This is a genomic window from Pyxidicoccus sp. MSG2 (assembly GCF_026626705.1).
In the GTDB taxonomy this organism is placed as follows: domain Bacteria; phylum Myxococcota; class Myxococcia; order Myxococcales; family Myxococcaceae; genus Myxococcus.
Window position 1 is genome coordinate 8,957,568 of the sequence record NZ_JAPNKC010000001.1, and the last position, 20,612, is coordinate 8,978,179.

At 72.4% G+C, this 20,612-nt stretch carries 18 protein-coding genes; 11 read left to right on the plus strand and 7 right to left on the minus strand.

Features of this window, described 5'->3' with window-relative positions:
• Positions 1-26 precede the first annotated feature (26 nt).
• Both OV427_RS35120 and OV427_RS35125 read right to left on the minus strand, forming a co-directional pair.
• Positions 27-1,367, minus strand: a complete 1,341-nt coding sequence (locus tag OV427_RS35120; RefSeq protein WP_267860583.1) for a sensor histidine kinase — start codon at positions 1,365-1,367, stop codon at positions 27-29.
• Entirely contained in the window at positions 1,364-2,059 is a 696-nt protein-coding gene (locus OV427_RS35125) for a response regulator (RefSeq protein ID WP_267860584.1), read from the minus strand. Before OV427_RS35125 ends, OV427_RS35120 begins: the two co-directional genes overlap by 4 nt.
• Positions 2,060-2,327: 268 nt before the next feature.
• Between OV427_RS35125 and OV427_RS35130 the strand changes: the two genes are divergently transcribed.
• The 8 genes from OV427_RS35130 to OV427_RS35165 all read left to right on the plus strand — a co-directional run bounded on the left by OV427_RS35130 (position 2,328) and on the right by OV427_RS35165 (position 12,420).
• A complete protein-coding gene (locus tag OV427_RS35130) occupies positions 2,328-2,558 on the plus strand; it encodes a helix-turn-helix domain-containing protein (RefSeq protein WP_267860585.1) in 231 nt (76 codons plus the stop codon).
• Positions 2,559-2,633: 75 nt separating this feature from the next.
• Positions 2,634-3,833 carry a TolC family protein gene (locus OV427_RS35135; RefSeq protein WP_267860586.1) on the plus strand — a complete coding sequence of 400 codons (1,200 nt, stop codon included), beginning with the start codon at positions 2,634-2,636 and terminating at the stop codon, positions 3,831-3,833.
• Positions 3,823-4,896 carry an efflux RND transporter periplasmic adaptor subunit gene (locus OV427_RS35140; protein WP_267860587.1) on the plus strand — a complete coding sequence of 358 codons (1,074 nt, stop codon included), beginning with the start codon at positions 3,823-3,825 and terminating at the stop codon, positions 4,894-4,896. The genes OV427_RS35135 and OV427_RS35140 overlap by 11 nt, the downstream gene beginning before the upstream one ends.
• Before the next feature lie 5 nt (positions 4,897-4,901).
• Entirely contained in the window at positions 4,902-7,916 is a 3,015-nt protein-coding gene (locus OV427_RS35145; protein WP_267863523.1) for an efflux RND transporter permease subunit, read from the plus strand.
• Between the two features lie 187 nt (positions 7,917-8,103).
• On the plus strand, positions 8,104-9,603 hold the full coding sequence (locus OV427_RS35150) for an ABC transporter substrate-binding protein/permease (RefSeq protein ID WP_267860588.1): 1,500 nt from the start codon (positions 8,104-8,106) through the stop codon (positions 9,601-9,603).
• The gene (locus OV427_RS35155; protein WP_267860589.1) at positions 9,600-10,364 is read left to right on the plus strand and encodes an amino acid ABC transporter ATP-binding protein; all 765 of its coding nucleotides are present in this window, start codon (positions 9,600-9,602) and stop codon (positions 10,362-10,364) included. The genes OV427_RS35150 and OV427_RS35155 overlap by 4 nt, the downstream gene beginning before the upstream one ends.
• Before the next feature lie 107 nt (positions 10,365-10,471).
• On the plus strand, positions 10,472-11,260 hold the full coding sequence (locus OV427_RS35160; protein WP_267860590.1) for an alpha/beta fold hydrolase: 789 nt from the start codon (positions 10,472-10,474) through the stop codon (positions 11,258-11,260).
• Positions 11,261-11,604: 344 nt separating this feature from the next.
• A complete protein-coding gene (locus OV427_RS35165; RefSeq protein ID WP_267860591.1) occupies positions 11,605-12,420 on the plus strand; it encodes a DUF459 domain-containing protein in 816 nt (271 codons plus the stop codon).
• A gap of 18 nt (positions 12,421-12,438) precedes the next feature.
• On the opposite strand, the gene OV427_RS35170 is transcribed toward OV427_RS35165, so the two are convergent.
• The 4 genes from OV427_RS35170 to OV427_RS35185 form a co-directional block, all read right to left on the minus strand.
• Positions 12,439-13,614 carry a tetratricopeptide repeat protein gene (locus OV427_RS35170; RefSeq protein ID WP_267860592.1) on the minus strand — a complete coding sequence of 392 codons (1,176 nt, stop codon included), beginning with the start codon at positions 13,612-13,614 and terminating at the stop codon, positions 12,439-12,441.
• A 60-nt stretch (positions 13,615-13,674) separates the two neighbouring features.
• The gene (locus OV427_RS35175; protein WP_267860593.1) at positions 13,675-14,607 is read right to left on the minus strand and encodes a Circumsporozoite protein; all 933 of its coding nucleotides are present in this window, start codon (positions 14,605-14,607) and stop codon (positions 13,675-13,677) included.
• Between the two features lie 148 nt (positions 14,608-14,755).
• Entirely contained in the window at positions 14,756-15,637 is an 882-nt protein-coding gene (locus tag OV427_RS35180; RefSeq protein WP_267860594.1) for a general secretion pathway protein GspE, read from the minus strand.
• An 87-nt stretch (positions 15,638-15,724) separates the two neighbouring features.
• Positions 15,725-16,093, minus strand: a complete 369-nt coding sequence (locus OV427_RS35185) for a Spx/MgsR family RNA polymerase-binding regulatory protein (RefSeq protein ID WP_267860595.1) — start codon at positions 16,091-16,093, stop codon at positions 15,725-15,727.
• Positions 16,094-16,152: 59 nt separating this feature from the next.
• Here OV427_RS35185 and OV427_RS35190 point away from each other — a divergent pair, with 59 nt between their 5' ends.
• The gene (locus tag OV427_RS35190) at positions 16,153-17,559 is read left to right on the plus strand and encodes a right-handed parallel beta-helix repeat-containing protein (protein ID WP_267860596.1); all 1,407 of its coding nucleotides are present in this window, start codon (positions 16,153-16,155) and stop codon (positions 17,557-17,559) included.
• Between the two features lie 19 nt (positions 17,560-17,578).
• On the opposite strand, the gene OV427_RS35195 is transcribed toward OV427_RS35190, so the two are convergent.
• A complete protein-coding gene (locus OV427_RS35195; RefSeq protein ID WP_267860597.1) occupies positions 17,579-18,466 on the minus strand; it encodes a LysR family transcriptional regulator in 888 nt (295 codons plus the stop codon).
• A gap of 212 nt (positions 18,467-18,678) precedes the next feature.
• Here OV427_RS35195 and OV427_RS35200 point away from each other — a divergent pair, with 212 nt between their 5' ends.
• Both OV427_RS35200 and rpiA read left to right on the plus strand, forming a co-directional pair.
• Entirely contained in the window at positions 18,679-19,437 is a 759-nt protein-coding gene (locus tag OV427_RS35200) for an outer membrane beta-barrel protein (RefSeq protein ID WP_267860598.1), read from the plus strand.
• Between the two features lie 328 nt (positions 19,438-19,765).
• Positions 19,766-20,479: a ribose-5-phosphate isomerase RpiA gene (gene rpiA / locus OV427_RS35205; protein WP_267860599.1), complete on the plus strand. Its 714-nt coding sequence runs from the start codon at positions 19,766-19,768 to the stop codon at positions 20,477-20,479.
• Positions 20,480-20,612 lie beyond the last annotated feature (133 nt).

A 20,612-nucleotide genomic window follows, 5' to 3' on the forward strand; every position in this document is an offset into this window, starting at 1 on the left:
CCGCACAGCTTAAGCCGCGCGCGGCCTCAGGCGGTGTCCGGGCGGGCCCTGGTGAATCCGTCGGGGGCGGAGAGCCCCAGCTCCAGCGGAGGAATCCGCGGCAGGTGGATGATGAACGTCGTGCCCTTGCCGGGGGCGGTGTCCACGTGGATGCGCCCGTGGTGCGAGGTGACGATGCCGTGCACCACGGCCATGCCCATGCCCGTGCCCTCACCCGCGGGCTTGGTGGTGAAGAAGGGCTCGAACATCTTCGCGCGCACGTCGGGCGTCATGCCCACGCCGCTGTCGCGCACCTCCAGCACGGCCTCCTCGCCCTCCATCCGCGTGGACAGGAAGATGCGCCCGCCGTCCGGCATGGCCTGGGTCGCGTTCATCAGGAGGTTGACCACCACCTGGGTGACCTGTCCCGGATGGCCGAACAGGTGCGGCAGGTCCTTGAGCTCCACGGCGACGTCACACTGCGGGCCCAGCTGTCCGCGGGCGATGCGCAGCGCGACGGCCACTTCCTGGTTGAGGTCGTACTCCACCATGGCCTCGGGGTCCCCGCGCGCGAAGCGGCGCAGGTCCGCGACGATGGCCGTCACCCGGCGGATGCCGTCCAGCGTGGCGGGCAGCACGTCCTCCACGTACTCCTGCAGCTCCGGCGGCAGCTGCTGGCACGCGCGCAGGTCCAGCATGAGCGAGTTGACGTTGCTCTTCACGTAGCTCAGCGGGTTGTTGATTTCATGAGCCACGCCGGCCGCCATCATGCCCAGGCTGGAGAGCCGCTCCTGCTCGCGAGAGCGCTGGTGGGCCCGGTCGAGCTGCAGGTGCGCCTGCGCCAGCTCCTCGTGCTGTTGCGCCAGGCTGCGCAGCGCCTGGTGGGTGAGGAAGACGCGGCCCTCGGAGATGAAATAGACGAGCAGCGACGCGAGCACGAAGCAGGCGGGCACCAGGGGCGGGCACCCATCCAGCAGGGCCACGCCCGCCACCAGCGCCAGCATCCACCCCAGGCGCCGGCGTGCACCCGGGTCCGCGAAGCGGTCCACCCAGAGGGCGTTGAGGGGCAGGTACAGCCACATGGGCAGCGCCCAGTCGCTGGCGAGGCCATAGACGATGTTGGCCCCCATGTTCATCACGAACCGCACGGACTCCGCGGTGCGGGTGTGCTGGGAGAAGAAGCGCTGTGCCAGCACCATGTTGGTGCCCGTCACCATCGCGAACACCGCTGTCACCACGGCGATGGGCCGCCACTGGCCCCAGAGCGCGTGGACGAGCAGCAGGTGGATGACGATGCAGGCCCCCAGGGTGACGTGCTTGAGGCGGGCGTTCACCCACTTCGCATCGGCCTCGGGGTCGACGGGTTTGAGGTCCAGCCTCCGCTTCATGCGTTGCCTACACCGGGCCGTTCCGACGGCTGCGCCTCCTCCGCGCGCACCGGCAGCTCCAGGCGCAGCCGCTGGGGACCTCCCACCTCGGCGACGAAGGACAGCCGTCCGCCGTAGCGCTCCAGCAGGCCGCCCACCACCTTCAGGCTGTCCGCCGCCAGCACACCGGCGAAGCGCTCGATGATGGAGAGGGCCTGCTCCGCGGGGAAGGCCGGGTCCGACATCTGCACCTTCAGCACCATGGAGGCGTCGGACATGCCCACCTCCGCGCTCACGTTCTGCGGGGCCGCGCGGAAGGGCGCGTACAGCTGCGCCATCGTCTCACGCTGGCGGAGCAGGGCCTTGAGGTACGTCACCAGCTCCGCGTCGTCCCACGGCTTGCTGATGAAGCGGCAGATTTCTCCGTCGTTCACCGACGCCACCACCGACTTGAAGTCCGCGTAGCCGGAGATGATGAGGCGCAAGGCGAGGGGATGGCTGCGCTTGACGCGCTGGAGCAGCTCGCTGCCGGTCATCCCCGGCATCCGGAAGTCCGTCAGGACGATGTCCGGACTGAACTCCTTGAGTCGCTCCAGGGCCTCGCTCCCGTTGAAGGCGACCTGGACCTCGAAGCCCTCTCTCCGGAACAGTCGCCGCAGCGCGTGTGCCACCTGCGGTTCGTCATCCACCACCAGCAGCTTGAAAGCTTCCATGACAGCGTCGGCTCCTCTGCGGCGCACTGTAACGGAGGCCCGCGCGAATTGCCCTGGGTCCGTGACGGTGTCGCCGGGTCACTCTTGCATCTGCGACAGGGTGGGAGGCGTCTCGCGTCTTCTCGCCTGTCCGGGTGGAGGGGAAGCAGGGGGGCGCGGGGCGTTCCAGGCCCACGGTGCGGGTGCCCCTTTGCGAGAAGACCTTCGAGGGTGCCTGACAGGTGGAGGACCTCTGAGGTAGAAGTTGTGAATTCAAAGGAGGGTGCGGATGGACGAGACAGTGGGGATTCAGGTCGGGAGCGGGCTGCGCACCGCGCGGCTGCGAGCGGGACTGACCCCGGCGGAGGTGGCGCGGGCGGCCTTCCTCTCGCAGGAGGCCTACGTGCGCATGGAGCGAGGGAAGCTGCTTCCCTCCGTCCACACGCTCGTCGCGCTGTGCCGCGCACTGCGCCTCAGTGCCGGGTGGCTGCGGACGAACAGCTGTCGGGTTCCCGCCTGATGGGACTCCAGCCCCGGCGGGGCTCTCATTTTCGAATGCTAGCGTCCCACGCGCTCATTGCCTGGAAGCGAGGGGATGCTCCACGTCACGTTGACATTGCTCGTCGTCCTGTCGGGGGGCGCGACCGCCCGGGCCGGAGCGGGACTGCCCTTGCGCGCGGCCCTGACGGAGGCTCGGGGGCGGGCGCCTGGAATCGCGGAGTCGCGAGCCCGGGAGTCCATCGCCCTCGGCGAAGTCGGCGTGGCCCGCTCCGTCACGCCGCTCACGCTGTCGGTGGCCGGCGGGGGGAATGACCCGCGCTGGTCGGTCGGCGCCTCCCAGCGGCTGCCGCCTCCGGGGGCTCGCTCCGCGCGCATCCTCGCCGCCGAGCTGGGGGCCCGGAGCGCCGGGGACGAGCGGCGCGCGAGCGAGGCCACCACCCGTGCGGATGCGCGCCGGGCCTACTTCTCACTCGTCCGGGCGAGACAGCTTGCCACCGCGGGTGCACGGGCCCTGTCGCTCGCGCGCGAGTCCGAGGCGGCGGCGCGCCTCCGCTTCGAGACGGGTGCCGCCCCGGAGCTGGACTTCGTGCAGGCGGACTTGGCTCGCGCCACCGCGGAGGCGCAGCTCCTGACGCAGCAGGGCGAGGTGGCGGCGCTCTCCGCGGAGCTGGCCCTCCTCCTGGGCAGGGACCCCCGCCTGCCGCTGGAGCCCGCCGAGGAGCCTCCGCCTTCGCTGCCCTCCCTGGAGGAGGTCCTGGCGCGGGCCGCGGGGGCGCCACTCGCACGGGCGCGGGTGTCGGACGTCGCGGCGGCGGAGGCGTCGCTTCGCGCGGCAAGCCGGGAGCTCTGGCCGGCGCCCACCCTGGGTGTCTCGGTGGAGGGCGAGGGGCCTCGCGGCGCGAGCGCCTTCCTGCGGGGCGCGCTCGACCTGGACGTCCCGACCCTGGGCCGGGGCGAGGTGGACCGGGCGGAGGCCTCGCTCGGGCTGGCCCGGGTCCTCGCGGAGCAGGACCGCCAGCGGAGGACTTCGGAGATTGTCGCGGCACACCAGCGCCTCACCGCGGCGCTCGCCACGCTCGAGCGGTTCACGAAGCAGATCCTTCCCGCCGTGGAGAGGACGGAGCGGATGGCGCTGGAGTCGTACCGAACGGGGCGCAGCCCCCTGGTGTCGCTGAATGATGCCCTGCGCGCGGCAACGGACACGCGGGCCCAGTCCGCCGAGGCCGCCTTCGCCGCGCAGTCCGCCTTCGCCGCGCTGGAGCTCGCCGTGGGGGTGGCGCTGGATGAGAACTAGGCTCGCGTTGCTCCTGTGTCTCGTCACCTCCGTGAATGCCTGCAAGCAGGCGCCCCCGGCCGAGGCCGCGCTCCCGCTCCCCCGCGTGCGCGTGGCCCCCGCGCGGACGGGACAGGCCGTGCGGACGCTGCGAGTCTCGGGAGCGCTCTCGGCGCCGCCCGGGCGCGAGGTGAAGCTGGCGCCGCTGGTGCCGGGCCGGCTCGCCGTGCTGCGGGTGGCGGAGGGCGACGCCGTCAAGACGGGTCAGGTGCTCGGCGAGGTGGAGACGGGCCCCGTGTCCGCGGAGCTCCAGCAGGCGGAGGCGACCGCGCGGGAAGCGGCGGCGGCGGCGCGCGCCGCGGAGGCGAAGCGCGCGCGCACCGAGGTGCTCGTGCAGCACGGCGTGGCCGCGCGCCAGGAGGCGGAGCAGGACCTCAGCGCCGAAGCGGCCGCGGTGGCCGCCGAGCAGCGCGCCAGGGCCGCGGTCGACGTGGCCCGTCGCAACGTCGGCCGCAGCGAGCTCAAGGCGCCCTTCGACGGCATCGTGACGGCGGTGTTCATCCGGCAGGGCGAGGCGGTGGATGGGACGGGGCAGCCCGTCCTCCAGGTCTCCGCGGTCGACCCGGTGGAGCTGCGCGCCTTCGTGCCCCAGGAGGACGCCGCGCGAGTCCAGGCCGGCATGCGCGCGTCCCTGTCCGTGGAGGGACAGGCGGGTGCGCGCCCTGGCGAGGTCGTCGCGGTCTCCCCCTCCATCGACCCGACGAGCGGCAACGTGCTGGTCCGCCTCCGCTTCCCCAACCCCGCCGGAGCGCTGCGCCTCGGCGCCTTCGGGCGCGCCGGCATCCTCCTGGGAGAGCAGGGCACCGCCATCACCCTCCCGTCCTCCGCGCTCCTGCCCCTCGAGGATGGCGGGCTCGGCGTGGCCGTCGTCCGCGAGGGGAAGGTGCGGGGCGTGCCGGTGACGGTGTGGTCCGAGGAGGGGGGACAGGCGGTGGTCCAGGGGCCGCTCCAGGACGGCCAGGACGTCATCGTGGAGGGTGGCTACTCGCTGCCGGACGGCGCCGGGGTGGAGGTCGTGCGGTGACCTGGATGGGGCTGCTGCGGCGCAACGTGCCGGGGCTGCTGGCCCTGATGGTGGCGCTCTGCGCGTTCGGCTTCGCCACGGGGATGCGGCTCCCCGGAGGCCTCTACCCGGAGGTGACCTTCCCGCGCATCGTCATCGCGGCGACGCTGCCCGGGGCCAGCGCGCGAAGCATGCAGCTGACGGTGACGCGTCCGGTGGAGGAGGCGCTGTCCACCGTCATCGGCGTGCGCCGGGTGCGCTCGAGGACCATCCGGGCCGCGGCCGAGGTGTCGCTCTGGTTCGAGCCGAACGCCGACATGGACCGCGCCCTGGGGCTCGTGAACGCGCGGCTCGGAGAGCTCCGCGGCGCGCTGCCGGCGGACGTGGACCTCATCGCCGAGCGGCTGACACCCTCCTCCTTCCCCATCCAGACGCTCGCCGTCACGGGCACGGTGGACCCGGCCCGGCTTCGCGACTTCGCCCTCTACACGCTCCGCCCCCGGCTGGCGGGCCTGTCTGGCGTGGGCCGCGTGGACGTCATCGGTGGTGACGTGCGCGAGGTGGCCATCGCCGTGGACCCGCGGCGGCTGGAGCAGGCGAAGCTCGACCTGCCCACGGTGGCCACCGCCGTGGGCAATGCCCTCAAGCTGGAGCCCGCGGGGCGCGTGGACGTCCACTACCGGCAGGAGTTGGTGGTGGTGCGGGGGCCGGTGGAAGACCTGGCCCCGCTGCCCACCCTCGTGGTGGGGGGCACGCCGGAGGCGCCCGTCCGCCTCGGGGACGTGGCGCGCGTGGTGGAGGGGCATGCCGACCGGCTGACCCGCACCTACGCGAATGGCAGGCCCGCCGCGCTCGTCAACGTCGGCCGACGGCCGGAAGCCGACGCCATCCGCCTGGCCCGGGACATCCAGGCGGAGCTGGAGCAGGTGCGCGCGGCGCTGCCCCCGGGCATCGAGGTGCACGTCTCCTATGACCAGGCGGGGCTCATCGCCCGGTCGGTGAAGCATGTCCGCAACGAGGTCGCCGTGGGCGGCCTCCTCACGCTGCTGGTGGTGGGCTTCTTCCTGCGCTCTTGGCGGGCCGTGGTGGCCGCCGCCGCGGCGCTCCCGGCCACGTTGCTGATGACGTTCGGCGCGCTCTGGCTGTCGGGCGGGACGCTGAACCTCATGTCGCTGGGCGGGCTCGCCGTCGCCATCGGCCTCGTGGTGGATGACGCCGTGGTGGTGGTGGAAGCGGTGTACCGCCGCGTCTCGGAGGGGCGGGAGCGGTGGGCCGCGACGGCGGAGGCGCTCCAGGAAATCGCCTGGCCGGTGACGAACTCCACGCTCACCACCGTCGTGGTCTTCGCGCCGCTGTCCCTGCTGTCCGGCGTCTCCGGCCAGTTCTTCTCCGCGCTCGCCTTCACCCTCTGCGCCGCGGTGCTGCTCTCCCTCGCGGTGGCCGTCACCCTGACGCCGCTGCTGTGTGGCTGGCTGCTCCGTCCGGAAGGCACGCACCCGGCGCCGGGTGGGGGGCTCTACCGGGGGTGGCTGGCGCGCTCGGGCGGCTGGCCGGGGTGGACCGTGGGCGCGGTGGGGCTCGTCACCGTGCTGCTCGCGGCGCTCGCGAGCGGCGTGGGGACGGGCTTCCTGCCGGAGCTCGACGAGGGCGCCTTCGTGGTGGACTACTTCACGCCGGCCGGGACGTCGGTGGACGAGGCGGACCGGCTGGGCCGGCAGCTCGAGGCCGCGCTCGCGCCGCTGCCGGAGGTGGAAGGCACGAGCCGGCGCCTGGGCGCGGAGCTGGGTCCGCCCGCGGCCACCGAGTCCTTCCTGGGCGACATGACGGTGGCCCTGAAGCCGGACCGGGCGCGCTCCGGGCCACAGGTCATCGAGGACGCGCGCGCTCGCGTGGAGTCCGCGGTCCCCGGCGTGCGGGTGGAGTTCATCGAGCTGCTCCAGGACGTGCTGTCCGATTTGGAGGGGAACCCGGACCCCGTCGAGGTGAAGCTCCAGGGCGCGGACGTGCATGCGCTCCAGGCCTTCGCCCCGCTCGTGGCGGAGCGCCTGCGCGACGTCCCGGGCCTGGTGGACCTGTACGACGGCGTCGCGAGCTGCACGCCGGAGCTGCACCTGGACGTGGACCTCGCTGTGGCCGGCCGCCTGGGACTCACCGCGCAGGACGTGGCCGCCCAGGTGCGTACCGCGCTGCTGGGCGAGGTGGTGGGCACCGTGGTGCGCGAGGACCGGCTGGTGGACGTGCGCGTGCGCCTGCGCGACGCGGACCGGCTGGAGCCACGGGTGGTGGAGGACCTGCGGCTACGGACCCCCTCGGGGGCCTCCGTCCCGCTGACGCAGGTGGCGCGCGTTCGCCGCGAGTGCCTGCCCTCGGAGCTGCTCTCCGACAACCTGCGACCGCTCGTGGCGGTGACGGGGCGGCTGGAGGCACGGGACCTGGGCAGCGTGACGGCGGACGTGCAGCAGCGCCTCGCGGGGTTGAAGCCACCTACGGGCGTGGAGGTCCGCCTGGGAGGACAGCGCGAGAGTCAGCGGGAGTCCTTCCAGTCCCTCGCGCTCGTGCTCACGCTCGCCGCGCTTGGCGTCTTCCTCGTCCTGGCGTTCCACTTCCGCAGCTTCGTGTTGCCGCTGCTCATCCTGGGCGCGGCCCCCATCGCGCTCGTCGCGGGGATGGCGTGCCTGCGCGTGACGGGCATTCCCCTCAACGTCTCCTCGCTGATGGGCTGCATCCTGCTCGTGGGTCTGGTGGTGAAGAACGGCATCCTCCTGCTGGACCGCGCCGAGGCGGGGCTCACGGAGGGGCTCGGGCCCAGGGAGGCCGTCGAGCACGCGGCCGACGTGCGCCTGCGTCCCATCCTCATGACGACGCTGGCGACGCTGCTGGGGCTCGTGCCGCTGGCTCTCGGTTGGGGGGAGGGTGGGGAGCTGCAGCGCCCGCTGGCCATCACCGTCCTTGGCGGATTGCTCATCTCCACGTTGCTCGTCCTGTTGGGACTGCCCGCGGCCTACGTGCTGGCGCGGAGGGCGAAGATGAAAGCGGGATGAGAAGTCTCTCACCCGCGAGGCCGCGAAGCCCGCGGACAGCAGCGCGTAGAACCACCATGTCGTCATGCGGAGCTCCCTGGGCTGACACCGGCGAAGCCCTTCCCCCGGTGAACGTCCCCAGCTTGCCCGGGCGGGGTGGAACTGGAAGGCGGAGACCACTTCGCCTATGTCGGAACCCGACACGTCCATGCGAGAACTCCCGTCCCGCGAGCGAAGGCCCGCCTTCCTTTCCACCTGTGGGGTGGCGTTGCTGGCGCTCACCCTGCTGTCCTGCGCCGCGAAGGAGGCCCCGGGGCTGGAGCGCGTCCGGCGCGCGGGCGTGCTGCGGTGGGGCGCGGACGCGCAGGGCGGAGAGCCCTACGCCATGGAGGACCCGGACGTGCCGGGCCGCATGCGCGGCTTCGAGGTGGAGCTGGCGGAGGCCCTCGCGCGCGAGCTGGGAGTGCGCGCGCAGTTCGTCCAGAACGACTGGTCCAGCCTCATCCCCTCGCTGGAGCGGGGCTCTTTCGACGTGGCGCTGAACGGGATTGAAATCACCCCCGCCCGCGCCGGCCGCGTCCTCTTCACGCGCCCCTACTTCGTCTTCAACCTGCGGCTGCTGGCGCGCAAGGACGACGCGAGCGTCACCCAGTTGGAGTCGCTGAAGGGCCGGCGCGTGGGCACGCTCGCCAACTCCCAGGCGTGGGACCTGCTCCTGCGCGGCGGCGCGCAGGCGGTGCCGTACGAGGGCGTGGAGGAGCCCTACATCGACCTGGATCAGGGGCGGGTGGAGGGCGTGCTGATGGACGACCTCATCGCCCAGCGCTACGGCCAGCCGCGTCCCGGCCTTCGCGTGGTGGGCGACTTCGGCGAGGGCTACTACGCCATCGCCGTGAGGCCCGGCGAGGACGACCTCCGCGCGGCGCTGGATGAGGCGCTCGTGCGCATCGCCCGTTCGGGTGAGCTGCGCGCCATCTTCCGGCGCTGGGGCATCGACAGCGCCGCGCAGCAGCGCATGGTGGACTGGACGGACGCGCAGACGCACGAGGTGCTCTCGGACACGCGCACCGCGCACCTGGGCTGGGGGCAGCTCGTGCTGTTCCTCCAGGCCTCCCTCGTCACGCTGCTGGTGTCCGTGGGGGCCATGGCGCTCGCGATTCCCCTGGGCGTGGGGCTGGCGCTGGTGCGGCTGTACGGGCCCGCGTGGGCCGGCCGGCTGGCCACCGCGTACGTGGAGCTGTTCCGGGGAACTCCGGTGCTGTTGCAACTGTATGTCCTCTACTACGGGCTCGCGGGTGTGCTGCGGCTGGACGCGCTCTCCGCCGCGGTGCTCGGGCTGGGGTTGAACTACGCGGCCTACGAGGCGGAGGTGTACCGCGCGGGCGTGCTGGCGGTGCCCAAGGGGCAGCTCGAGGCGGCCCTGTCGCTGGGCATGCCCATGCGGCTGGCGCTGCGGCGGGTCATCATGCCGCAGGCGTTCCGGGTGGCGCTGCCGGGCGTCACCAACGACTTCATCGCGCTGCTCAAGGACAGCTCGCTGGTGTCGGTCATCTCCGTGGTGGAGCTGACCAAGCGGATGACGATTACCGCGGTGGACGTGCGCAGCTGGTTGCTGCCCGGAGCGCTGTGCGCGCTGCTGTACCTGGCGATGAGCTACCCCCTGTCCCGCCTGGCCCGGCGGCTGGAAGCGAGGCTTGCGCGCGGATGATTGAAGTGAAGGACCTGTGCAAGCGCTACGAGGGCCGCACCGTGCTGGACGGCATCAGCGCGGCCTTCGGCCCCGGCGAGGTCGTGGCGCTCGTGGGCCCCTCGGGCGGTGGCAAGAGCACGCTCTTGCGGTGCCTCAACGGGCTGGAGCCCTTCGACAGCGGCACCGTGCGCGTGGGCGACGACGTGCTGGAGCCGGGTGACGCGCGCGCGCAGGGCGAGCGGTTGTGGCGCATCCGCCGCCGCGTGGGCTTCGTCTTCCAGCAGTGGCACCTGTTCGCGCACCGCACGGCCCTGGGCAACGTGACGGAGGCGCCCGTCTACGTGAAGGGCCTGGGCCGCGCGGAGGCCGCCGAGCAGGGCAGGGCGCTGCTGGCGAAGGTGGGCCTGTCCCACCGGGAGAATGCCTACCCCTCCGAGCTGTCCGGCGGTGAGCAGCAGCGGGTGGCCATCGCCCGCGCGCTGGCGATGGCGCCGGAGGTGCTGCTGCTGGACGAGCCCACCAGCGCGCTGGACCCGGAGCGCGTCGGTGAATTGGTGGACCTGCTGGCGCGGCTGCGCGGGGATGGGCTCACGCTGGTGGCGGTGACGCACGAGATGCGCTTCGCGCGCGAACTGGCCTCGCGGATGCTGGTGTTGCATGGCGGGCGCATCATCGAGGAGGGCCCGCCCTCCCGGGTGCTCGCCAGTCCACAACACGCGCGCACCCGGGCCTTTCTCGGCCTGGACCGCGTGGCCGGCCTTCCCCCCCTCGGGTCCTGAGGCCGGCGGACGGGTTGCGCCTGCCCGCCAGCGGTGCATGCTGACGGGTGGGTCGGGCAGAACCGGCGCGCTCGCGGTGTTCCTGGCCGCGTCCGCGAGGGAATGACATGCGTCGAGAGGTGCAGCTCACCGAGTTGGGATGGGGCAGGGGGCCGAGGGTGCTCCTGCTGCCCGGGCTGGGGGCTCGAGGCTCCGGCTTCCGCGCGCTCGCCCATCAGCTCGCTCCCACGGCCCGTCCGGTCCTGGTCGAGTACCCGGAGGGCGGGCATGCGGCCTGTGGCGCGGGCGCCCTGGCGCGGCAGGTCCTCCAGGCCGCGGAGCACTTCGACGCGGTGGTGGCCAGCTCCTTCGGGGGCATGGTGGCGGCGCACCTGGCGGCGGCCGGCGCGGCGCGGGGCGTGGCCTTCCTGGGCTCCTTCACCCGGCCTTCCCAGCTGGGCGTGCGCGGGCGCGTCATCGGGATGATGGGGCCCATCGCCATGTGGGGCCGGCCCGGCATCGTCGCGGCGGGGCTCGCCGCGTGGAAGCCGGTGCCCTTCGACAGGGTCGCCGAGGTGGTGCCCACCACGAAGGTGGAGCGCAGCACGACGTGGCACCGCGCCCTGGCCATTGGCGACGAGGCGCCGCCGCCGGAGCTGCGCAGGCTTCCTGTCTCCTGCGTGTGCATCCAGGGGGACCGCGACGTGCTGGTGCCTCCGTCCACGCTGGAGCGGCTGGCCGCGTCGCTCCCGTCGGGGACGCCCCGGCACCTGCTGCGCGGGGCGGGCCACGTGCCCTACTTCACCCACCCCGAGGAGTGCGCCCGACTGTTGCGCCCCTGGCTGGAGGCGCTGACCGCCGCCGAGCCCCGCACTGCGCCCGAGTGGCCGCGCGTGGTGGCCAACGGCGCTGCCTGATTCGGGACGCGGCCCGCACGGAGTGACGTGACGGGGCCACCCCGCCGGTGGCCGGCGGTCCTGGAAGGAACCTTCCTTCCACGAGTCCACGGCCCCGCCGGTGGCCGGAGGTCCCGGAAGGAACCTTCCTTCCACGAGTCCACGGCCCCGCCGGTGGCCGGAGGTCCTGGAAGGAACCTTCCTTCCACGAGTCCACTGTCCGAAGGGGTGGGGCGAAGTGCGGGGTCTACTGCGTCATGGCTGAGTCCAGCCCGCCCGGCCCTTCACCCACCGTGTGCCACCCGCGCCACGCACCGGAAGGGGGATGTACCTCACCGCGTCCGGCCGGTAGCGTTCGGCCGGCAATGCGGAACCGTCTCGCTCGCGCGCTCACCCTCGTCCCCCTGCTCTCCGCTGCTCCCGTGCTGGCCGCGTCCGAACCGGATGCCGGCGCGCCACCCGCGGCGCTGCACGCCGCGCCCGTGTTGCCGGCTCCTCCTCCCGCGGTGAGCCCGTCGCCTCCGGCGGCGGAGCGCTCGCACACCGTGCTGCTGCTGGGAGACAGCCTCATCGCCACCGGCTTCGGTGAGTACCTGCAGGCGCGACTGGAGGCGCACCCGCGCATCCGCACCGCCCGGCGCGCGAAGTCTTCCACCGGGCTGGCCCGTCCGGACTTCTTCGACTGGATGACGGTGGGACAGCAGGAGGTGCAGCGCCACAACCCGGACGTGGTGGTGGTCATCATCGGCGGCAACGACGGGCAGTCGCTCAAGGATGCGAAGGGCGGCAAGCCCATCCACTGGGGCCGCCCCGAGTGGGAGGATGCCTACCGTCAGCGACTTGAGGACTTCGTGAAGGTCCTCTCCGCGCCGGGCCGGAAGATTGTCTGGCTGGAGCTGCCGGCCACCGGGCGCAAGCGCTTCGAGCAGAAGCTGGAGCTCATCCGCGGCCTCCAGCGCGAGGTCATCTCCTCCCACCAGGATGCGCTGCACGTGGAGACGCGCCCCTTCTTCACGGACGCAAAGGGACGCGCCCTCGTCCAGACCCGCGTCGAGGGCTTCCGCAAGCCGATGCGCCTGCGCATGGAGGACGGCGTCCACTTCACCGTCGCGGGAGGCCGCTATTTCGCCAGCAAGGTGTACCCCGAAGTGCTGGGCCTGCTGGGGCTCGCGCCGGGGTAGCGCTTCACGCGCCTGGCGTCACCGCGAGCCGAGCGCCGCGACGAGCCGGTCCGCCTGCTCGCGGATGTGGCGATCTCCACTGGCCTGGGCGCGCTGCGCGTGTGTGCGCGCCCGGGCCGCGTCGCTGTCCGCGAGGGCGAGGGCCAGGTTGAGGTGGAGGCCCGCGTCTTCAGGGTGCGCCTTCAGGGCCTCCGTGAGCACGGCACGGGCGCTGGCTGCGCCACCCGGCTTCGACAGGTGCAGCACGGCGAGGTCATTGGCCGCCCCCACGTCGGAGGGCTCGGCGGCGAGGGCCGCTTCCAGGAGCTTCTGCGCCTCCGCGTCGTCTCCCAGCCGGCGCCGCACCTTGGCCAGCGCCACCCGCACCGGAGTGGAGTCCGGGGCCTTCACCAGCGCCTCGCGGAGGATGCGGTCGGCGTCCTCGTTCTTCCCGGCCACGAAGGCGGAGAGGCCGTGGAGGTAGATGGCGTCCGCGCTCTCGGGCAGTTGCAGGCGCAGCTCGATGGCCGCGCGCATGGCCGCGTCGGGGGCGCCGGCGAAGAGGCACAGCGAGGCGAACTCGCGGAACAGCGAGGCCTCCTTGGGCGCGCGGAGGATGGCCTGCCGCAGCGTCACCAGCGCCGCGCCCACATGACCCTGGAGCACCTGTACGCGCGAGGCGAGCAGAAGCGGCAGGTGCTCGGTGCGGGTGGCCTCGGAGGCCTCCTGGTAGCGCTTCAGCGCCGCGTCCAGGTGCTTCTCGCCCTGGAGCGCCTGGCCCAGGTACGTCAGCGTCTGCGCGTTGCCGGGCTGCAGGGACAGGGCTCGCTCCAGCGCGGGCACCGCGGCGGCATACTGCTCGCGCGCGAGCAGGGCCCGGCCGTGGTTGAGCACCTCGAAGTAGCCGGCCTTCGGCTGGGCGGCGAGCGCGTTGAGCAGCTCCAGCGCCCGAGCATCCCCCTTCTCGGCGTCGAGCCGGGCCACGTGGCTGAGCGCCTCGGGGTGGGTGGGGTGCAGGGCGATGAGCTGCTGGAGCACGGCGCGCGCGGCGGGCTCGTCATGCTGCGCGAGGCGCAGGCGAGCGAGCCCCAGCAGCGCGCTGGCATCCTTCGGGTCCTGGGAGATTGCGCGCTCGAACTCGCGGGCCGCCTCCTTGAGGAGGCCCTGCTTCATGAGTCGCGCGGCGGAGGATGCCAGCTTGGAGACGGCGGCCATGTGTCCACGGAGTCTAGCCCAGCCCCGTGAGGGGCCGGGCCTTTCCCGCCGGGGCGCTTGTTAGAAGACGGAGTTCCAGGCGTCGCTGGCCGCGTTGCCGATGCCGCTGGCCACGTCGCCCAGGGCGCCGACCGCGCCGGAGAACACGTCGCCGGCCGCGTCCACCACGGCGCCGCCCGCGTTGATGGCGCCCTCGGCCACGTTCTCCAGAATCTCGCCGCCCGCCGCGGCGGCCGTCTCACCCACGGCCTTGAGCACGTTGCCCGGGTTGACGGAGCCCTCGACTTCCACGCCGAGGCCCAGACCCGCGGTGGCCTCCACGCCGACGTCGAACTCCAGGTTGCCACCATCCAGGCCGATGTTGGCGTGGGCGTCCCCGCTGACACCCGCGCTGGCGCTGGCGGTGATGCTGCCGGACGCGAGGGTGTCGCCCTCATGCTTCAGCTCGATGGAGCCCGTGAGGCTCGCCTGCGCGCCGGCGAAGCCCGAGGCCGCGGCGCTGATGGACACGTTTCCATCCGTGCCCACGTGCAGGTCCAGGTTGATGTGCCCGTCGGCACCGATGCGGCCCATCGCCTCCACGTCGAGCTCCACCGAGTACTGCTCGCCGGCAATCTCGAACTCCACCGTCTTGCTGGCCCCGGCGCCCGCCTCCACCGCCGTGGCGTCGATGTCCACGTCGAGGCTCACGTCGATGCCGGACAGGCCGATGTCCGCGTCCACCCGCGCGTCCGCCGTCAGCGACGGCCCCTGCGCGTAGGCCCGCGTCTCGATGCCACCGGGGCCCGTGCCGCTCGTCTCCGCGCGGGCGCCGCCGGCCTGGAAGCTGGACTGGCCGCTCACGAGGTTGCCGCGAGGCCCCTCCACCGAGCCCTGCGCCTGCGTGTCCACGCGCGGGTTGCGCGCACCCTGCGGCTGGGCCGGGGGCTCGCGGCGCACCGGCGGCGGCGGGGGCGGAGGCGGGCGGCGGGTTCCGATGGGCGAGTAGGACATGGGGGGCTCCGGGATGACACGCGATGCCCAGGTGGGCACCCTTTGGTTCTCATTCTCCGAGAGCGCGGACAGGAGTTGCCTGATCCCCCCACTTTTTTGTGAGTTTCGAGCTGCGGGCCTGGGTGGATGTGGGAATTGGCTCAGCGCGTCAGTGGGATTGGGGCGCGGAGTCGGGCCCCCCGGGCAGGCCGGAGGTGCTTCCGTCCGGGCGGAGCCGGCGGATGGCGCGCAGCAGGAGCTGCTCGTCGCGGGGGTTGGCCAGGAATCCACGGGCCCCGAGCTGCCGCGCCCGCTCGAAGCCCTCGTCGTCCGAAGTACCGTGGACGATGAGCGAGCCGGCGATGTGGACCTCTCCGGCCAGCAGTCCTTCCATGGCCTGGATGGGCGCGAGCACGACGTCGTTCGGCGCGGTGTGCAGCACCTCCAGCGGCGTGGCCACCTTGGCGGGGATGCCGTGTCGCGCGAGCTGCCGGGAGATGAGGACGGCGGTGACGGGCGGCCAGCCGTAGAGCAGCAGCGGGCCACCGGGGGCGGGGGTGGGGCCGGCGGGTGGCTGGGTGGGCTCTTCGATGCCGTAGAGCTCCGCCAGCGCGCGCGCAATCGCCGGGTCCGACGCGACATGTGCCTCGACGCGGGGCTTGCCGGACACGGCGCGCACGGCGTCCACCGCCTCGAGCGACACCGGGGCGGGCAGGGCGATGTGGAGCACCTCGCGCTCCGCCTGCTCCAACTGCACCAGCTCCACGCGGAGTGGGACGGCGCGGTACTGCCGGGCGATTCGGGCGGGGATGAGCGAGGCCACGGCGCGCTCGGGCAGCGCGTGCTCCAGGTCCACCGCCTCCACGCCGAGCTGGGCGGCCAGGCCCCGGAGGACGTCGGCCTCGGTGCAGACGCCCTCGCGCACCAGCGCGCGGCCCAGCGGCACGTGGGTCTCGAAATGATGTACCAGGCCCACCCGGAGCTGGGCGCGGTTGAGCACTCCCAACTCCAGGAGGATTTCTCCGAGCGGACGTCGCGCGCCGGTCTCCATGAAGGAAAGGAGTCTTCACTCCAGGTGCCAACGTGCGAGGGACGGCACGCCGGGCGCCCGCTCCCTCGCCTGCTTCCGGGGCATGCCTCAGCGGGCGCCGTCGAACACCCGCGCGTACGCGTCCGGCTGGAAGCCGACGAGGACGGTGCTCCCGGTGACGAGCACCGGCCGCTTGACGAGCTTTCCGTCGGCGGCCAGCCAGGACACCAGCTCCGCGTCGGACGCGGCGTCCACCTTCGCCTTCCCGAGCGCGCGGTAGCTCTGGCCGCTGGTGTTGAGCCACTTGCGGACGGACACGCCGCTGCGGGGAATCCACTGTCCCAATTCAGTCACGGTGGGCGGCGCCTCGACGATGGGGCGCACCTGATGCGCTACACCGTGCGCCTCCAACCACTTCAGCGCCTTCCTGCACGTGTCACAGCCGGAGTACGTCAGGACGAGGACTTCGTTCGTCATGGGGCGCTGCTTCTAACAGAGGTTGGCGGGCTGCGAGCGGCGTGTTAGCGCGGCGGGACATGAACACCTTCGTTCCGCTCCGCTGGAAGCCGTCCCTCCCGCTCCTCGTCGTGGGATTGCTCGCCGGACTGCTCGCCGCCGCGTGTTCGTCCAGTCCGGAAGCGAAGCCGCCGACAGTGGTGCAGGAAGAGGAGGACGCGGGCTCCACGGACGGAGGCGTGGATTCGGGCACGGTGGACGCGGGAGGTGACGCGGGCTCCGTCACTCCGGGGACGGACGGAGGCGGTGACGCGGGGCCGACGGACGGCGGCTCGGACGCGGGCACGTCGGATGGTGGCTCGGACGCGGGGCCCGTCATCCCCGTGCCGGCGGATGGCGGCACCACCGTCACCAGCACGCTGTCGGGCCGGCTCACGGAGGCGGGCTCTCCATACCGCGTCGTCGGGGATGCGAATGGCGTCGTCACCATTCCCAAGGGCCAGGTCCTCACGGTGGAGCCGGGCGTCATCCTGGACTTCCGCGGCCGCCCGGACGTGACGGAGGCGGACGTTGACTCCTCCGCGCCGGAAAGCGTGATGAACCACCAGAAGGGCCGGGTGGAGGTGCGCGTCTACGGCGCCATCCACGTCCAGGGCACGGCGCAGAAGCCGGTGCTGCTCACGTCCACCAATCCCTACGGCTGGTGGGGGGTGAACTTCTACGGGCAGGGCTCCGTGGGCGACGGCCACCCCAGCTTCGAGCACATGGTCTTCGAGAAGGTGCGCAAGAATCAGTACAACGGCGACCGCGACTGGACGCGCGGCGCGCTGTGGGCCTACTACCCGGGGCCGGTGACGATTTCCCACTCGGTGTTCCGCGACAACGTGGCGTCCGCGCACTGCGCCGCGCTGGACCTGATGTACACGGACGGCTCGCGAATCGAGGACACGCTCTTCGAGGACAACCGCGTCATCGACATCGACCGCTTCGGGCAGCCCGGCACCTATGCCATGTCCGGTGGCGGGTCCGTGTGCATCACCCACGGCCGCAACTCGGTGGTGCGCGGCAGCACCTTCCGCGACAACGGCGTGGAGGCGTACCGCGGCTACCTCACCACTGCGCTGGAGCCCCGGCCGCTGCTCACGTATCCCAACCCGCAGAACATCATCGACCTGGGCGGCGGTGGCGCCATCCACTACTTCCAGCCCGACAACGACTTGCTGGAGAACAACCTCTTCGAGGGCAACTTCGTGGCCCAGGGACCCGGGTCGGCCCTCTACCTGGAGCAACTGGGCGCGCGGGCCGTCACGCTGAAGGGCAACCGCTTCGTGAACAACCGGGGCGGCGCGGGAGGCGTCATCGTCTGCAACCGGGGCTCCGGCACCGCGGACCTGGTGCTGGCCACCAACAACGTCTTCACGGGCAACACGCTCAACGGGCAGCCCGCGTCCAACCTGACGGGCGACTGCGGCACCGTCGCGCAGTAGCGCGCCCGTCACGCGGCGCTCACGCCTCCGGCTCCGAGCCCGTGAGGACCTGCACCACGCGCCGGGCCGCGCGACCCGGCTTCACGCCGGCGCGGTGGTACAGCTGCGGGTGGAACACGTGTGTGGCGCCCCGGGCCAGCTTCAGCGCCTTCAGCTCGCCCCGGCGCAGCTCGCGCGCGGCCAGGTGCTCCGGCAGCCAGCCGTAGCCCAGTCCCTCCAGGATGGCGGCCTTCTTCGCGGCGAAGTCGTTGAGGTGCACCGTGGAGCGCACCTCCAGCAGGCCGGTGCTCAGCTGCAGCCGCGGGTCCGAGCCGCGCACGGTGATGACCAGGTGCTCCGCCAGCTCCTCGTCCTTCAAGAGCCCGCGCCGCTTCGCCAGTGGGTGCCCGCGGTGGGCCACCAGCACCGCCTTCAGCTCCGGCAGCTTGTAGCCGCGCAGGCCCGGCAGCGTGGGCGGCAGCACGGACACCATCAGGTCCGCCTCCTCCCGCACGAAGGCCGCCTCCACGCCGGCGAGGAACTCCGCGGACACGTGGAAGCGCGTGCTGGCCCCTTCCGTGCGCAGCTCCTTCACCACGCGCAGCAGCGGCTCCGCGGGGAAGACTCCGTCGAAGACGATGCGCAGCGAGGGCTCCCAGCCCGCGCGAATCTCCGCGCACGCGGCCTCCAGCTCCCGCTCCGCCGCCAGCAGCTTCCGGCAGTGCTCCAGCACCCGCTCACCCGCGGGCGTCAGCCGGGTGCGGTAGCCGCGCCTGTCCAGCAGCGTCAGCTCCGTCTGCTCCTCCAGCGTGCGCAGCGCGTACAGCACCGCGGTGTGTCCCTTGTGCAGGGCCTCCGCCGCCGCCGCGAAGGTGCCATGGCGGGCGAGGGCATCCAGCGCGCGGGCCTGCTCCAGGGTGACGTTCATGCAGACATTGTCTGCGCCCCTGACCGCCACGGGCACCGGTTTGTCAATTTTCCATTCAGGGTCGAATACATCGCGCAAAGGCGGAAATCCGAGACAATTGCCACCGAATTGCCCCCAGGTCCTGAATGACCGCTCATGTCACGACGCAGCGCACCTTACGTGTTCAGTGCAGGCTGTCATAAAGTGAAAGCTCACTTGTTGGGAGGGGATATATGACGGGAAGGCTGTTCAAGGCCCTTGCGGTAGCGACCTCGCTCGTTTCCTCGGCTGCGATGGCGGAGGAGGTCGCGACGACGGGCTCCAGCGTCAAGAGCGGACTGGAGCTCACCGTGGGCGTCGGCTTCCAGGCCGGCGCGGGCTACGTCTACAAGAACGGCCCGCGAGCGGACGGGACGGTCGGCGATGTGAAGCTCAGTGACGTCGCCAACGGTGGTCTCGCGGTCCTGCTGGATGTCGGTTACCGCGTCAACCCGAGCTGGTACGTCGGTGTCTTCGGCCAGTACACGAAGGTGCTGACCAAGAACAACCCGTACTCGTGCCCCGACACCTTCGACTGCTCGACCAACGCGCTTCGCCTTGGTCCGAACGTGCAGTACCACTTCTCGCCCGAGGCCACCTTCGACCCCTTCGTGGGCCTGGGCTTCGGCATCGTCCTCCTGAACTCCACCATCGATGGCTCGGTCCCCACGCCCGTGCCCGGCGCCAATGTGGCACTGCATATCGACAGCAAGATCCGCGGCCCGGAGTTCGTGAACGTCACCGTCGGCGGCAAGTGGCGGCTGAGCAACTCCCTGTCCTTCGGCCCGTACCTCACCGGCACCTACGCCCGCTACACCGTGCGCGCTGGCACCACGACCACGACGCTGCCCCCCGCGCTCGGTGGAACCACCACCGAGACGGATCTGGCCCCCGTGGATGACGGCCCGTACGGCCTCATCATCCTGGGCGTTCGCGGCACCTTCAACCTGTAGTCGTTCCGACCGGGGCCGCGCCCTCCTGCGCGCGGCCCCGGCGTGACACGCAAGGCCCTCGCTTTGCGTGTCACCCCCGACGGGCTCCGAACCCGCGCTCCTGGTCCCGCCAGTCCCGAGCGCTTCGAAGTCGCAACGGAGTTGCAATCCTCTCCAGATGGCATGACGGCCCGGTGACCTGCGCTGGCTGACGGCTCGTGCGTGGACCTGCGCGACCTGGCGGCCCGGGGCCACACCTCCCTGGACATGCCGAGTGTCGGGCCCTTCACTTGGCGATGCCCTGCCTGGCGTCTCCCTCCCGCCGCGGGGAGGAGTAGCCTCCCGCGGCATGAGCCACTCGGCGGCCGACGACACCCCCCGGTTCAAGCGCGAGGCCGCCACGTGGGCGGTGGATGCCTTCTTCCGCGCGGGCATGCGGGTGGGCCTGGGCACGGGCAGCACCGCCGTGTTCGCCGTGCACCGGCTGGCGGAGCTGCGCGCGCAGGGCCAGCTCCTGGACGTGCTCGGCGTGCCCACCTCGCGCGAGACGGAAGCGCTGGCGCGCACGCTGGGCGTGCCCCTCACCACGCTGGAGGAGCACCCGGAGCTGGACGTCACCGTGGACGGCGCGGACGAGGTGGCCCCGGACCTGTCCCTCATCAAGGGCGGGGGCGGAGCGCTGCTGCGGGAGAAGATTGTCGCGCAGGCCAGCCGGCGCGTGGTCATCGTCGTGGACGCGGCCAAGCTGTCGCCCACGCTGGGCACGCGCTGGCCCCTGCCGGTGGAGGTGCTTCCCTTCGGCTGGCGCTCACAGGCGCTCTTCCTGGAGTCGCTCGGCGCGAGCGTCACCGTGCGGCGGGACGCGCGCGGCGAGCCCTTCCTCACGGACCAGGGCAACCGCGTGCTCGACTGCCGCTTCGGCCCCATCGAACGTCCCGAGGACCTGGCCGCGCGCCTGGGCTCGCGCGCGGGCGTGGTGGGCCACGGCCTGTTCCTCGGGCTGACGACGGACCTGGTGGTGGCCGGCGCTCACGGCGTGGAGCACCGCGCCCGCCCGGACTGACGCCGGGGCCCGGCGGCGCATTCGTGCTCGCCCTCCTGCCCACCGAGCCAGTGGTCCGCGCGCGCCTCCGGATGCGCGGAGCCTGGTGGTAGTTTCGCGCGCGTCGTGGCCGTGCGCGGGTGCTTCGCCTGCT